A 13,075-nucleotide genomic window follows, 5' to 3' on the forward strand; every position below is an offset into this window, starting at 1 on the left:
GTGTTTGCCGAACGTTCACCGTCTGGTCAGCGTGAGGCAAACTCAGCGCAACCGACCCGTCGCCGAACTCCGCAAGACTGAACCCGTCAGCGAATGGCGCTGGTATCGCGAGTCACTCGAGGAAGGAGTGATCCATGAGTGATCGATCCGTCGACGCGGCCCTCGACGAGGCGCCGCTGAGTCGGTTCCACACGAGGTCGATCTTCGTCGCAGGCATGGGGTTCTTCACCGATGCCTACGACTTGTTCATCATCGGCACGGCGACGACCTTGATCGCGAAGCAGTGGGGGCTCTCGTCGACCGAGACCGGCCTCATCAATTCGATCACGTTGCTCTCGGCCTTCTTCGGAGCGGTGATCCTCGGGCGGCTCGCGGATGTCCTCGGCCGCAAGCGCACCTACGGTCTCGAGGCCGGGCTCATGGTGCTCGGAGCGGTCGCCTCGGCGTTCTCCCCGAGCCTCATTTGGCTGCTCGTCTTCCGGTTCATCCTCGGTCTCGGCGTCGGGGGCGACTACCCGATGTCGGCCGTGCTCATGACCGAGTACGCCAACGTGCGCTCGCGCGGTCGGCTCGTCGGGCTCGTCTTCTCGATGCAGGCACTCGGTACCGTCGCTGGGTACGTGGTCGCGCTCGCGCTCTTGTCGGCGGGCGTCAATCATGACCTCGCTTGGCGCCTGATGCTCGGCCTCGGTGCGGTTCCCGCGGCGGCGGTCATCTACCTGCGCCGCAAGATGCCTGAGTCGCCTCGCTACCGCGCTCGCGTGGAGGGCGACGCTGCGACCGCAGCGCGCGACCTCAAGGCGTACTCGGGCGGTGTCGTGGATGCGGCCGCGGTCGCCGAGCCGACCTTGCGCCTGCGCCTCGGTCAGTTCCTCTCGAACCGCACCTACCTCCTGTATCTGCTGGGTACGGCGGGCAGCTGGTTCGTGTTCGACTACGCCTACTACGGCAACTCGGTCTCGGCTCCTCTGATCGTCAAGAGCGTGCTCGGTAAGCACGGGGCGCACGTGCTCACGGAGGCGATCGCGCTGCAGCTCATCGTCTTCACGGTGGCGGCGGTTCCGGGCTACTACCTCGCCTCGTTCTTCATGGATCGGATCGGTCACAAGCGCCTGCAGCTGATCGGCTTCACGTTCATGGGCCTCGCTTTTCTCCTCATCGGGGTGATCCCCGGGGTGACCCACGACGTGCTGCCGTTCCTGGTGCTCTTCGGCGTGAGCTACTTCTTCGCGGAGTTCGGTCCGAACCTCACGACGTTCGTGCTCGCTGCTGAGGTGTACCCGACGAGCGCCCGCTCGACTGGCCACGGTCTCTCGGCGGGGATCGCGAAGTTCGGTGCGTTCCTCGGTGTCTTCATCTTCCCGATCGTCAAGAGCGCGTTCGGCGTGGGTGGAGCCCTGGAGTTCTCCTTCGGCATGGCGGTCCTCGGCCTCCTCGTGACCCTGGTGCTTCCTGAGCCTGCGCAGCGTTCCCTCGACGACGTCACCGGCGAGCTCAAGCTCGCAGAGGCGGCCCAGGAGTACCTGCGCCGGGCTTCGAACCAGCAGCGGATGGCCGGACAAGACTGAGCGACCTCCTCATCGGAGGTGATCGACGAACCCCGACCGGAAGGTCGGGGTTCGTCGGCTTTGCTCGCGGGTGGTGCCGTGCGGCTCGTGTGAACGTCGAGGCCGCCGCCGTGACCGGAGATCCGCGGTGGTGCCGTCACCGTCGTCGGGGAGCCGCAAAGCTCGCGTGGGCGCGGTCGGCGCCGGCCTGCGTCCTGCGACGGCTCCCTCTGGGCGAGGTGGCTCGAGCCGTGCGCCGCGAGACGCCGACGGTGTGTCCGCGTGGCTGACGTGGGTCGGATGCGCGTGCTACTGTGCGAGGAACGGACTCGGTGCGATCGCAGACGGTCCGATCGTGGTGCCGACGAGCGTCGTGCGGGTTGGCTCAAGTCTCGGGAGGCTCAGGACGATGAGGCCAGTGTGAGCGAGCCGTCCTTCTGGGAAACGCTGGAGCGTGTCGCCGCGCTCGTCGACGGGCCACCGGTTGTTCGTCCCCAGCTCGTGACCCTCGTCGGGGGTGATGGTGCCGTGGACGATGTGGCCTCGGCGGCGTCGCGAGGAGGGCTCGTCCCTTCGCCCGTAGAGCATGGCGACGCCACCGTGCCGAGCGATGACGGCGCGCCGAGGGGAGCTGGCGAGGCAGACGTCGCCGATGCCGTGGCTGCATCGGCGGTGGCGCCGCCGTCACCTGCCGAGGATCAGGCTGGCGCACGGCCAGGCACACCGGTCGCTCGCGCTGACGCCGTCTTCCAGGTTCTCGAGCAGACCCAGCGTGCAGAGGTCGTCGCCGAGTTCGGCCGACGGGACGCTGGGGCGGCTCCGGCCGAGCTCACCACGGCGTCTACGACGCCCGCCACCTGGGACGACGTCGACGAGGGCGTCGTCGCCGCGCCGAGCGGTTTCCTCGCTGGCCTCGCGGCCAAGCATCGCATCTTCGCCGAGACCGGTGAGATCGACGTGGATCTCGACCGCGTGGATCGGCGCAAGCGTCGTCGACGCGGTCGATCTGCCTAGCGCACCAGAGCGGTGCGTGCTGGCAGCGGCGAGGAGCCGGCGCCGGTCGGCGTGACCGTACGACCACGACGGTGGGCTCTGTGCGCCGACGACATCGTGGACGCCGGGTCGCTCCACGTGCAGCGACGGTCCCGCACGAGCTGTGTCGGCGATGCCGGTGGCTGGGTCAGCGACTAAGGAGCTTCGTCGCCGAGGTCCCACGTGAGGGCGATGCCCTCACGTTCGGCGTCGCGTTCGACCCGCGCTTGGTTGCGGCGGAACTGTGGGTCGTGCGCTGGGAGCATGAGGAGCCGCGCGTTCGTCCTCTGCGCGAACTCTTCGCCCACTCGGCGATCGCCGCTCGTCGTCACGATCTCCCAGTGAGGAGCGACCGGGCCCAGGTAGCGGATGCGTGCATGCGCCCTGATGGGTACCGGTGCTTCGTCCTCGGGCATCGCCCCTCCTCTGCTCGGTGCGCCAGCCTATCGTGACTGAGGCTCGAGAGGGTGCGTCCGCTTGCGCAGAAAGTTACTCTATGGTAGCTTCTCGCATCGCAGAGCCACGTGGGCCGTCACCTGCAGAGGGAGGGAGCATGGCGACAGAGCGAGGTTCAGCGCCCGAGGCAGGTGCGCTCGTGAGCGAGCCCTGGATGGCGTTTGGATCGTGCCGTGGTATGGATCCCGAGTTCTTCTTCCCGACCGACGGTGCTGGTGTCGTCCAGGCTCGCCGGGTGTGCGCTCAGTGCAACGTCCGCGAGCAGTGCCTGCAGTTCGCCCTCGATCATCGGATCGATCACGGCGTGTGGGGTGGCGCCTCCGAACGTGCGCGTCGTCGCCTCCTCTCACAGCAGCTCTCGTCGGTGCGAGCGCCTCTTCGCGACGTCTAGCCTCGCCGTGTGCTCGAGTGCGTGATCAATCTCGCCGAAGGGCGAGAGACACGTGCGGTTGAGGCGATCGTCCAGGCAGCAGCCCCCGCGCTCCTCGACGTCCACGTCGACGCCGACCACAATCGCAGCGTGTTCACCCTCGCTGGTCCCATGGTCGAGGATGCGGCGTGGTCGATAGCGGAGGCCGCCGCTCACCTCCTCGACATTCGGCACCACGTCGGTGTCCACCCCTGGCTCGGTGCGATCGACGTCGTTCCGTTCGTCCCGCTCGGTACCGCGTCGTTGGATGCGGCGATCGAGGCTCGCAATCGAATGGGTGCGCGGCTTGCGAGCGAACTCTCGGTACCGGTCTTCTTCTATGGTCCGGAGCGCGGCCTGCCGGAGGTGCGCCGTCGAGCGTTTCGCGATCTCGCCCCCGATCTCCGGCCGACTCGGCCGAATCCGCGCCTCGGTGCCTCCTGCGTCGGTGCCCGGGGCCCGCTCGTCGCCTACAACGTCGTGGTCGATGCGAGCCTCGAGGTGGCTCGCGAGGTCGCTCGGGAGCTTCGGGGACCTGCGGTGCGTGCGCTCGCGTTCCAGGCCGGTCGTCGAGTGCAGGTGTCGATGAACCTGATCGACCCTCGGGTCGTGGGGCCTGCCCAAGTCGTGGATCGCATCGCTTCCCGAGTGTCCGTGCGCGTGTGCGAGCTCGTCGGGTTGGTGCCTCGCTGGGTGCTCGACGACATCCCTGCCGAGCGTTGGGCGGAGCTCGATCTTGGACCAGACCGAACTATCGAGGTGAGACTCCTGGCTCGGGGCCTGCCGCTCCCAGCGTGAGCGGTGCCGACGACTCGGTGGTGGCGACATCGCTGCGACCGAGGTGTCGCAACCCCGCCCACGCCAGAGCGGCGGTGCGCTCGGCGTAGCGCGCCGCCAGTGAGGCCTCGAACGGCCGATTCGGCTCGTCGTCGTCGACGTCGTCGATGTAGGCGGCGGCCGCGCCGTTGGCGAGGCCGATGAGTGCCCGTGCGGTCAGCAGCCGATCGGACTCGCTGGGTGCTCCTGTGATCGACTCGGCAACGAGATCGGCGATCGCCAGCTCGATACCAACGACGATCGACTGAAACTCGACGTCGCGGTAGACACCTGGCCCGAAGAGCACGAGGTAGGCCGCGCGGTGCGCGTGCACGAAGGCGAAGAACGCGCGGATGCCAGACCACAGCCGCACGCGGGGGCTCTCGACGCCGCGCGTCGCCTCGGCGATCGCGCGCGCCAGCTCGGCCCCGGCACCGTCGATGACCTCACGAAAGAGGGCGCGCTTCGAGGCAAAGTGCTGGTAGATGACGGGCTTCGTCACCCGCGCATGGCGTGCTACCTCGTCCATCGACGCCGACTCGAACCCACGCTGCGCAAAGACCGTTCGCGCCGCGTCCAGGATGAGCGCTCGCCGACGCTCGGCTGGGAGTCGGTGAGCCCGTGTGTCGGCCTGCATGTGCTCCCCTCTGCGAACGCAACGCCTCCTCGGTGGCCCTCGACACTAGCCAGGTTGGCACGCCGCGTCTCGTCGTGCGCGTGCGCTGTCGTCCTTCTGCCGCGCCCTGAGCCCAGAGTGCCCGGACCTCTGCGCGCCTAGGCTCGGGGTCCGTGAAGACAGCACTCGTCACCGGGATCACTGGACAGGACGGCTCGTACCTCGCCGAGCTCTTGCTCGCCGAAGGCTATCGCGTCGTCGGTATGCACCGGCGTTCGTCGACGCTGAACTTCGAGCGCATCGCGCACATCCAAGACGACGTCATCCTCGAGCCCGGGGACTTGCTCGACGAGGCGAGCCTGCTCGCCGTCTTGCGTCGCTACGAGCCAGAGGAGGTCTACAACCTCGCTGCGCAGTCGTTCGTGCAGACGTCGTTCGGTCAGCCTGTGCTGACCGGCGAGACCACTGCCCTTGGTGTCACGAGGCTGCTCGACGCGATCCGGGTGGTCAACCCCGAGATCAGGTTCTACCAGGCGTCGACGTCGGAGATGTTCGGCAAGGTCGTCGAGACGCCCCAGCGCGAGACCACGCCCTTCTATCCGCGCAGTCCGTACGGTGTCGCCAAGGTCTATGGCCACTGGATCACCGTCAACTACCGCGAGAGCTACGGCATGCACGCGAGCTCTGGGATCTTGTTCAACCATGAGTCTCCACGCCGCGGCCTCGAGTTCGTGACGCGAAAGGTGACGTTCGGGGTCGCACGGATCGCCCATGGCCTGGCCCACGAGCTGCGACTCGGCAACCTCGACGCGCAGCGCGACTGGGGTTTTGCGGGCGACTATGTCCGTGCGATGTGGTTGATGCTCCAGCAGCCCGAGCCAGACGACTACGTCATCGCGACGGGATCGACCCATTCGGTTCGAGAACTCTGCGAGCGCGCGTTCGCCGTCGCCGATCTCGATTGGGAGCGCTACGTCACGGTGGACGAGCGGTTCATGCGTCCGGCCGAGGTCGATCTGTTGGTCGGCGATGCGAGCCACGCGCGACGCCGGTTGGGTTGGGAGCCCACCGTGAGTTTCGACGCGCTGATCGAGATGATGGTCCGGGCGGACCTCGAGCTCGTCGGCTCGACGCTGAAGTAGGCGCCATGGCCCGCAGGGTCGTTCGGCTGCGGGGTGTGACCGTCCTGCTCGGTCGGTTCCCTGCACTGGCTCGTGCCGACTTCGACGCCTTCGAAGGCGAAGTCGTCGTGCTCGAAGGGCCGAACGGATCCGGCAAGACGACGCTGCTGCGGCTCCTCGTGGGGCTGGTTGGCGCGTCCGAGGGCGAGGTGGCCGTGTTCGGCCTCGACCCTGCCAAGGACGTCGCGAGCGTGCGTCGCGCGGCGACCTACCTCGGGCACCAGGCCATGCTGTACGAGGATCTGAGCGCCGAGGAGAACATCGCTTTCCTCGGACGGCTCGGCGTCATCGATGCCGAACGCGCCCGGGGCCTCTGCGACCAGCTTGCGGTCGGCCGACGCGAGCGAGGGCGGCGCATGCGACAGCTCTCGGCCGGCCAGCGGCGCAAGGTCGCGCTCGCCGCGACGCTGGCTCGACCTGCTGAGTTGCTCCTGCTCGACGAGCCGCACGCTGCCCTCGATCCCGAGGGCAAGGAACTGCTCGATGCGCTCCTCGCAGACGCTGGCGCCCAAGGTCGCACCGTGATCCTCGCGAGCCACGAGGCGGAGCGGGTTCGTTCGGTCGCGACGCGTCGCTACCGCTTGAGCGGGGGTCATCCCAAGGAGCTACCCTCGTGCTGAAGGTCGCGGTCGCGGTGTGGCGCAAGGACCTTGGGATCGAGTGGCGAACTCGCGTCCTGCTCAACCAGGTGGTGCCGGTCACGCTGGTCATCGTGGTGCTTTTTGGGTTCGGGCTCGGCGCCGACGACCCGCTCCTTCGAGCCGCCCTCCCCGGGCTGTACTGGGTCAGCGTCTTCTTCGGTATGACCCTCGCCGTTGCGCGCGGTGCGGCGATCGAGGCAGAGGCGGGTGCGGGCGAGCTGTGGCGTCTCATGGATGTGCCCCGCGCTGGCGTGTACCTCGGCAAGGTGCTTGCCGTCGCGACCTGGGGCGTCGTGATCGAGGTCGTCACCGCCGCCGCGGCCGCCATTCTCTTCAGCGCCCCGCTCGGTCACCCTCTCCTGCTTGCGGCGGCTGCGCTGCTCGCCGATCTCGGGGTCGCGGCGGTCGGGGTCGTGCTCGCCCAGCTCGCGACCGGGGAGCGTGCAGCCGAGAGCCTGCTGCCGCTGCTCACGCTGCCGGTGGTGAGCCCCGTGCTGCTGGCTGCTGCGACCGTGTGGAGCGAGGGACTCGCTCACCACGCTTCCCTGGCAACTCCCTGGGTCGAGGTCCTCGTCGCGTTTTCATGTATCTACCTGATCGTTGGCATGCTTGTATACGGTGTCGTCCTGGAGGGGTGAGTCGTGAGACAACGCGCATCGATGGTGCGACGAGTGGTGGGTCTTGGCGCGCTGGCTGGTGTGGCGCTCACCGCCTGGCTCGGCCTCGTGGCCACGCCGCCCGCGGAGTTCTTCGGCAACCTGGTTCGGTTGCTCTACGTGCACCCGTCGATGGCGTGGGTCGCCTTCTTGGCCTTTGGCGTGACGACGCTCGCGAGTGCGCTCTATCTGTGGCCGAGGACCCGTCGGCCTGAGTGGGACCTGCTCGCCGCTGCCTCGGCCGAGGCCGGCGTCGTCTTCACCGGGCTCACGCTCGTGACCGGCTCCATCTGGGGTCGACCGACCTGGGGCGTGTGGTGGACGTGGGATGCCCTGTTGACCGCGACCGCCGTGCTGTTCCTGCTGTATCTCGGGTATCTCGCGCTGCGTCGAATTCCGATGGACGAAGAGCGTCGTGCGAAGCGCTCGGCGATCTGGGCGTTGATCGCCTTCATCGACGTGCCCATCGTGAACCAGTCGGTGTACTGGTGGCACACGCTCCATCAGCGTCCCACCTTGACCGTTGGACCGACGAACGCAGTCGAGGTCCACGGGATCATGGCCGTGGCGCTGGCCGTAAGTTTCGTGTCGTTCACGTTGGTATGGATCTGGATGGTGTGGGCACGGTTCGACCTCGCGCGGCGCCAGCGCGTGCTCGAGGAGGCCGAGGTCGAGCAGGCCCTCGCCGAGCGCCTCGAGGCCGTGGAGGCGGGCTCGTGAACGGCTACGTGGAGGCCGGGTATCTCGCGGTCGCGCTCGGTCTGGGTGGCTACGCGGTGTGGATCGCCGCCTTGACGACGCGCGTACGGCGTCGTGAACGCGAACTCTCCGTGACGAGGCAACGCCGTGGCTAGTGCGCCGAGCACGCTCGACGGTCGCGACGAGTGGAAGACGGTCCCGAGCGCTCGTCGGACGCGTCGGCGGATGCTCCAGTCGTTGGTCCTGTTCGCAGCGATCCTCGTCGCGCTCGTGGTCGTGCTGGCCATGGGCGCCAAGAGCGCGCTCGAGTACTACCTCACGGTCCCGCAGGCGCTCGCCAAGCGCGCCACGCTGGCCGGCCAGACCTTCCGCATGGAGGGCATCGTTGTGCCCGGCTCCATCCAGTCGACACCCGAGGGGGTCGATTTTGCCCTCCGCTACGACCGTGCGGTCGCTCGGGTCGTCGAGATCGGGAACCCGCCCCAGCTGTTCCAGCCCTCCATCCCGGTGGTGGTCCAAGGTCACTTCGAGGGTTCGACGTTCGTCTCGAACCTGATCATGGTCAAGCACACCTCGTCGTACGTGGCCGCGCACCCCAACCGCATCGCTGATGCCGGAGGGACCTACAAGCCGTGACGCAGGCGGTCCTTGGTACGGCGGGACTCGTCGTTGCCTTCGTGTTCGAGGTCGCAGGGACGGTTGCGCTCGCCGTTGCACTCTGGCGGCGGAGGCGACTCTGGCGCGACGTGGGCCTTCGGCTGCTCGTGGTCGGGGTGGCGGCTGTGGTGGCATCGGTCGCGGCGCTCGAAGATGCCCTGGTCACACACGACTTTGCGCTGAGTTACGTGGTCCAGAACAACTCGAGGGAGACCCCCCTCATCTTCTCGATCTCGGGGATGTGGTCGGCGCTCCAAGGTTCGCTGTTGCTCTGGGCTCTGGTCGGGGGGGTGTATCTCCTCGGGCTCGCCTGGGTGCTCCGTCATGAGGACGACTGGGTGGTCGGCGCGACCGCGCTGGCGATCCTGGGTGTGATCGAAGCGTTCTTCGTCGGGGTGATCCTGTTCGCCGCGAGTCCGTTCGCACTCGTGAGCGGGGTCATTCCGGTCGATGGGCAGGGCCCGAACCCACTGTTGCAGCAGTATCCGCTCGTGCTCATCCACCCACCGATGCTCTACGCGGGTCTCGTGGGCATGAGCGTCCCGTTCGCGCTCGCGACGGCTTCGCTCTGGCATCGCCACCTGGACGACGCGTGGCTCCGGCGCATCCGCAACTGGTCGTTGATCTCCTGGGTCGCGCTCGGCATCGGCATTACCTTGGGGGCGTGGTGGTCCTACCAGGTGCTCGGGTGGGGCGGGTACTGGGCGTGGGATCCCGTCGAGAACGCTGCGCTCTTGCCCTGGCTGATCATGGCCGCCTACCTCCACGTCGCCGTCGGCGAACGGCGTCGTCGCCGCTTGAGTGCTGCTGGGTATGGTCTCGTCGCCGCCGCCGCCGCGATGACGATCTTCACCACCTACATCACGCGTTCGGGCGTCCTCGAGAGTGTGCACGCCTTCTCGGACTCGAGCCTCGGGACGGTACTGCTCGTGTTCTTTGGCCTCGTGGTCGTCGGCGCGGTGGTGGTCGCGCTCGCGCGCGCCGATGTGCTCACGCAGCCAGGAGCGCGACCGAACGGGGCACGCGGGACGCTGCTCGGCATCAACGCGGCGCTCCTTGCGCTGGTCGCGGTGGTGGTCCTCGCGGGCACCATCTTCCCGCTCATCGACTACCAGGTGAGCCATGCGAGCGTGAACGTCGGTGCGCCTTTCTTCGATCGCTTCGTGGTGCCCTTGTCGCTCGTCGCGTTGGCCCTGATGGCGCTCGCCCCCTGGTCGAGGTGGCAGGGCGCCCATCTCGACGAACTCGGTTCGCGCACCCTCGCCCCGGCTGCCCTCGCGGTGGTGGTGCTGGTCGTCGCCGTCGCAGCCGGGGTTCGATCGCTCGCAACGCTTGGCGCGTGGTCGCTCGCCGCCTTCGTGCTCGTCAGCACCGTTGCCGCAGTGGCACGACAGTTGGCGGCGCGCCCCCGCGGTCGTCGGCTTCGCGCGGTCGCGTCTCGGCAGGTGGCCGGGATGATCGTCCACATCGGCGTCGCGATCGTCGCGGTCGGCATGGCATCGGCGACGACCTTCGGCCACCAGGGCGAGGTGCGCATCGCACGCGGCCACACCGTGAGCGTCTACGGCCAGCGTCTGACCTACGAGGGCGTGCGCACGGTGGTGACCCCGCAGAAGACTTCGTTCGAGGCCGAGGTCGTCGTCGACGGCCAGGGGCGCTACTACCCGGCTATCACGCAGTTCGGGACCTACACGACACCGGTGGGAACGCCCGCCGTCGCGGTCTCTCCGCTGCGCGACGTCTATCTGACCATCGACGCGCCCCCGAGCACCTCGTCCTCACCGATCACGCTCGGCGTCGTGGTCCAGCCGCTCATCTTCTGGCTGTGGCTCGGGGCTGCGACCATCGCGTTCGGTGGTGTGCTCGCGGTGGTGGGGATCCGGCTCGAACCGTCCGGACGACGTCCTTCGGAGCGCCCGGAGGCGCCGGTGCCGAGTGTGGTGGGTGCGGATGCGTAGGCGTCGGCCAGTGGTCGCGTTCGGGATCGGGGCCCTCGCGCTCGTCGGCGGCTTCACCTGGCTCGCTGCCCGCGCGGCTCCGGCCAGCGAGATCCAGGCACCCTCCCCGCTGCTCTACAAGCCGGCTCCCCGATTGGCAGGCCCCTCGCTGTGGGGCTCGGGGTCGGTGTCGCTCGCTGCGATGCGCGGTCGCTACGTCCTCGTGAACTACTTCGCGAGCTGGTGCTCCACCTGTGCCACCGAAGAGCGCCAGCTCGTCGACCTCGCTCGGGGCTCGGGAGTACGTGTGCTCGGCGTGGACTTCGACGACACGAACGGTTCGGCCCGTTCGTTCCTCGCGCACTTCGACGCGCACTTCCCGGTCATCGTGGACGCGAGCGGGCAGCGCGCACTGCGATGGGGAGTGTCGGCGCCACCGGAGAGCTTCCTCGTCTCACCGAGTGGCGAGGTCATCGCTCGCATCGTCGGGCCGCTCAAGGCGATCGAAGTGGAGGCGCTCGTGCGCCTCGCCGAGGCGAAGGGGTACGGGGCGTGACGCGGACCCGTCGCATCGCGGTGGCCTGGTTCCTGCTCGCCGCGGTGGCCCTCGGGGCCGTGCTCGTCGCGCTCGTCGAGCAGCCGTCGGCGGCGTCGCCTGCTGCTCGGATCGCCTCCTTGGAGCGGGAGGTCCGGTGCCTGAGCTGCGGAGAGCTCGACGTTGCCCAGTCGAAGAGCGCCGAGGCCTACTCCATGGCGGCATTCATTCGCCACGAGGTTGCGGCCGGCGCATCGAACCAGCAGATTCTCGATCAACTCGTCGCGACCTACGGTGACGCGGTGCTGATGGCGCCACCGGCCAACGGGCTCGGCCTCTACTTGTGGTTGCTGCCCGTGGCGGTCGGGGCTGGCATCGCATGGGAGCTGGTGCGCGGGGCGCGCCGTCATCGCGATCCGGAGGAGCTCTCTGGCGGCCGTCTCGGCACCGACGCGGACGAGCCGGCACCGCAGCCATCGAGGCGTACCGGCGGCGGGGTCGGGTTGGCGCTCTCGCCGACGGCCGTGGCCGCGGCTCCGTCCGGTGAGGATGAGCGCCGCGCTCGGCCGCGTCGGTTGGCGGTGCCGAAGTGGGCGGCCCTCGTCGGGGGCGGACTCATGCTGGTCGCAGCCGGGGTTGGTGTCGGGGTCGCCATCGGCGGGTCGGGCGGCACGGCTCACACGACAGCGACCCTCGGTGAGGATCTGCGCCTCGGGGAGACGTTGGCGGCCGTGGGGGCATCTGCTCAGGCCGAGCGAGCCTTCGAGGCTGCGCTCGAGCTCGCGCCGACGAATCCGACGGCGCTCGCCTACGAGGGCTGGCTGCGCTTCAACACGGCGCACTCGAGTAGGGCGCGTGCGGCGGCGCTCGCGATGCTCGATGAGGCGGCGCAGCTCGGGCCGCACGTCGCCGTCGCGCAGCTGTTCGATGGGTTCGGACTGTTCTACGGCCGTCACGAGACCGCCGGAGCCCTTGCGCGTCTTCGTGCGTACCTGGCGGATGCACCGAGCTCGAAGCTCTCGCTCGAGGCCTCGCCGCTCGCGGTGCCGATCTACTCGGCGGCGCACCTCGCCGTACCGGCGCCGTTCCGAAGCCGAGGTTGATCGCCGCATCTGCGTGCGGGCCGATGTGGTGGTCGGGCTGGCTCGCCGGGGCTCCGCTTCCTCCCTGGGAAGCCCGGTGGCCGCCTCGTGGTTGCTACGGTACGGCTGCTGTCAGGAGGTTCGAGTGGGGTTCTTCGATCGCAAGCGCACCGAGCTCATCGAGCGGGGCATCGACCCGAGTCGTCTGCCGCCAGGGCAGTACATGACCGACCGCTTCCCGGTCCTGCACGCAGGCGAGGTTCCGGTCTATCACGACCTTGGTGCGTGGAACCTGCGAGTGTTCGGCCGCGTTGGGACCCCTGTGACGCTGTCGTACGATGAGCTCCTCGCGCTCGGTACCGAGGACGTCACGACCGACATCCACTGCGTCACGAAGTGGTCGAAGTTCGACACGCGGTGGCGCGGTGTGCCGTTCTCGCGCATCGTCGAGCTCGTACGACCGAGCGAGGACGCTGCCTACCTCATCGTGCACGCGGAGCACGGCTTCACGACCAATCTTCCCCTGGCCGATCTCCTCGGGGATCACGTTGCCATGCTCGCGACCCACTACGACGGCGTGCCACTCGAGCCGGAGCACGGCTTCCCGGTGCGCTTCCTCGTCCCGCACCTCTACTTCTGGAAGTCTGCGAAGTGGGTTCGCGGACTCGAGTTCACCGAGTCCGACCGACCCGGCTTCTGGGAGCGCAACGGCTACCACAACTATGGTGACCCGTGGCGCGAACAGCGCTACTGGGACGAGTAGTTCGGACCATCGCACAGAGCCGAGCGCTCGCATCGCGCCGTGAGGCCG

16 protein-coding genes are annotated in these 13,075 nt (G+C 68.4%); 14 read left to right on the plus strand and 2 right to left on the minus strand.

Translation table 11 applies throughout. The features are described 5' to 3' along the window. Positions 1-134 precede the first annotated feature (134 nt). Both AFER_RS01675 and AFER_RS01685 read left to right on the plus strand, forming a co-directional pair. The gene (locus AFER_RS01675) at positions 135-1,568 is read left to right on the plus strand and encodes an MFS transporter (protein ID WP_015797794.1); all 1,434 of its coding nucleotides are present in this window, start codon (positions 135-137) and stop codon (positions 1,566-1,568) included. Between the two features lie 399 nt (positions 1,569-1,967). Then, positions 1,968-2,561, plus strand: a complete 594-nt coding sequence (locus AFER_RS01685; RefSeq protein WP_015797795.1) for a hypothetical protein — start codon at positions 1,968-1,970, stop codon at positions 2,559-2,561. A gap of 173 nt (positions 2,562-2,734) precedes the next feature. Here AFER_RS01685 and AFER_RS01690 read toward each other — a convergent pair whose 3' ends face one another. Continuing rightward, positions 2,735-2,995, minus strand: a complete 261-nt coding sequence (locus tag AFER_RS01690) for a hypothetical protein (protein WP_015797796.1) — start codon at positions 2,993-2,995, stop codon at positions 2,735-2,737. Positions 2,996-3,132: 137 nt separating this feature from the next. On the opposite strand from AFER_RS01690, the gene AFER_RS01695 reads away from it, so the two are divergent. Continuing rightward, complete coding sequence (locus tag AFER_RS01695; protein ID WP_015797797.1) at positions 3,133-3,426, plus strand: WhiB family transcriptional regulator; 294 nt, start codon at positions 3,133-3,135, stop codon at positions 3,424-3,426. A 9-nt stretch (positions 3,427-3,435) separates the two neighbouring features. Continuing rightward, positions 3,436-4,242 carry a Formiminotransferase domain-containing protein gene (locus AFER_RS01700; protein ID WP_015797798.1) on the plus strand — a complete coding sequence of 269 codons (807 nt, stop codon included), beginning with the start codon at positions 3,436-3,438 and terminating at the stop codon, positions 4,240-4,242. Here AFER_RS01700 and AFER_RS10735 read toward each other — a convergent pair. Then, complete coding sequence (locus AFER_RS10735) at positions 4,196-4,897, minus strand: TetR/AcrR family transcriptional regulator (protein WP_015797799.1); 702 nt, start codon at positions 4,895-4,897, stop codon at positions 4,196-4,198. The genes AFER_RS01700 and AFER_RS10735 overlap by 47 nt on opposite strands. A gap of 152 nt (positions 4,898-5,049) precedes the next feature. Here AFER_RS10735 and gmd point away from each other — a divergent pair, with 152 nt between their 5' ends. The 10 genes from gmd to AFER_RS01750 all read left to right on the plus strand — a co-directional run bounded on the left by gmd (position 5,050) and on the right by AFER_RS01750 (position 13,027). Then, a complete protein-coding gene (gmd, locus tag AFER_RS01710; protein WP_015797800.1) occupies positions 5,050-6,018 on the plus strand; it encodes a GDP-mannose 4,6-dehydratase in 969 nt (322 codons plus the stop codon). Between the two features lie 5 nt (positions 6,019-6,023). Next, positions 6,024-6,677 carry a heme ABC exporter ATP-binding protein CcmA gene (gene ccmA, locus AFER_RS01715; RefSeq protein ID WP_015797801.1) on the plus strand — a complete coding sequence of 218 codons (654 nt, stop codon included), beginning with the start codon at positions 6,024-6,026 and terminating at the stop codon, positions 6,675-6,677. Next, entirely contained in the window at positions 6,671-7,336 is a 666-nt protein-coding gene (locus AFER_RS01720) for a heme exporter protein CcmB (RefSeq protein WP_015797802.1), read from the plus strand. Before ccmA ends, AFER_RS01720 begins: the two co-directional genes overlap by 7 nt. Before the next feature lie 3 nt (positions 7,337-7,339). After that, positions 7,340-8,074: a cytochrome c biogenesis protein CcsA gene (gene ccsA, locus AFER_RS01725; protein WP_015797803.1), complete on the plus strand. Its 735-nt coding sequence runs from the start codon at positions 7,340-7,342 to the stop codon at positions 8,072-8,074. After that, positions 8,071-8,208: a hypothetical protein gene (locus AFER_RS12200; RefSeq protein ID WP_015797804.1), complete on the plus strand. Its 138-nt coding sequence runs from the start codon at positions 8,071-8,073 to the stop codon at positions 8,206-8,208. The genes ccsA and AFER_RS12200 overlap by 4 nt, the downstream gene beginning before the upstream one ends. After that, positions 8,201-8,689 carry a cytochrome c maturation protein CcmE gene (locus tag AFER_RS01730; RefSeq protein WP_015797805.1) on the plus strand — a complete coding sequence of 163 codons (489 nt, stop codon included), beginning with the start codon at positions 8,201-8,203 and terminating at the stop codon, positions 8,687-8,689. The genes AFER_RS12200 and AFER_RS01730 overlap by 8 nt, the downstream gene beginning before the upstream one ends. After that, positions 8,686-10,668, plus strand: coding sequence for a heme lyase CcmF/NrfE family subunit (locus tag AFER_RS01735; protein ID WP_015797806.1), 1,983 nt, complete (start codon positions 8,686-8,688; stop codon positions 10,666-10,668). Before AFER_RS01730 ends, AFER_RS01735 begins: the two co-directional genes overlap by 4 nt. Continuing rightward, positions 10,661-11,203, plus strand: coding sequence for a redoxin domain-containing protein (locus AFER_RS01740; protein ID WP_015797807.1), 543 nt, complete (start codon positions 10,661-10,663; stop codon positions 11,201-11,203). The genes AFER_RS01735 and AFER_RS01740 overlap by 8 nt, the downstream gene beginning before the upstream one ends. Then, the gene (locus tag AFER_RS10740; RefSeq protein WP_015797808.1) at positions 11,200-12,285 is read left to right on the plus strand and encodes a cytochrome c-type biogenesis protein CcmH; all 1,086 of its coding nucleotides are present in this window, start codon (positions 11,200-11,202) and stop codon (positions 12,283-12,285) included. Before AFER_RS01740 ends, AFER_RS10740 begins: the two co-directional genes overlap by 4 nt. 124 nt (positions 12,286-12,409) lie before the next feature. Next, positions 12,410-13,027 carry a sulfite oxidase-like oxidoreductase gene (locus tag AFER_RS01750; RefSeq protein WP_015797809.1) on the plus strand — a complete coding sequence of 206 codons (618 nt, stop codon included), beginning with the start codon at positions 12,410-12,412 and terminating at the stop codon, positions 13,025-13,027. Positions 13,028-13,075 lie beyond the last annotated feature (48 nt).

This window comes from Acidimicrobium ferrooxidans DSM 10331 (assembly GCF_000023265.1).
GTDB lineage: Bacteria > Actinomycetota > Acidimicrobiia > Acidimicrobiales > Acidimicrobiaceae > Acidimicrobium > Acidimicrobium ferrooxidans.

Bases quoted from the DNA above. Each gene is read 5' to 3' on its own strand.
- ccmA (WP_015797801.1), top strand. From the start codon at position 6,024: ATGGCCCGCAGGGTCGTTCGGCTGCGGGGTGTGACCGTCCTGCTCGGT.
- AFER_RS01690 (WP_015797796.1), bottom strand. From the start codon at position 2,995: ATGCCCGAGGACGAAGCACCGGTACCCATCAGGGCGCATGCACGCATC.
- AFER_RS01740 (WP_015797807.1), top strand. From the start codon at position 10,661: ATGCGTAGGCGTCGGCCAGTGGTCGCGTTCGGGATCGGGGCCCTCGCG.
- AFER_RS01675 (WP_015797794.1), top strand. From the start codon at position 135: ATGAGTGATCGATCCGTCGACGCGGCCCTCGACGAGGCGCCGCTGAGT.
- AFER_RS10735 (WP_015797799.1), bottom strand. From the start codon at position 4,897: ATGCAGGCCGACACACGGGCTCACCGACTCCCAGCCGAGCGTCGGCGA.
- AFER_RS01695 (WP_015797797.1), top strand. From the start codon at position 3,133: ATGGCGACAGAGCGAGGTTCAGCGCCCGAGGCAGGTGCGCTCGTGAGC.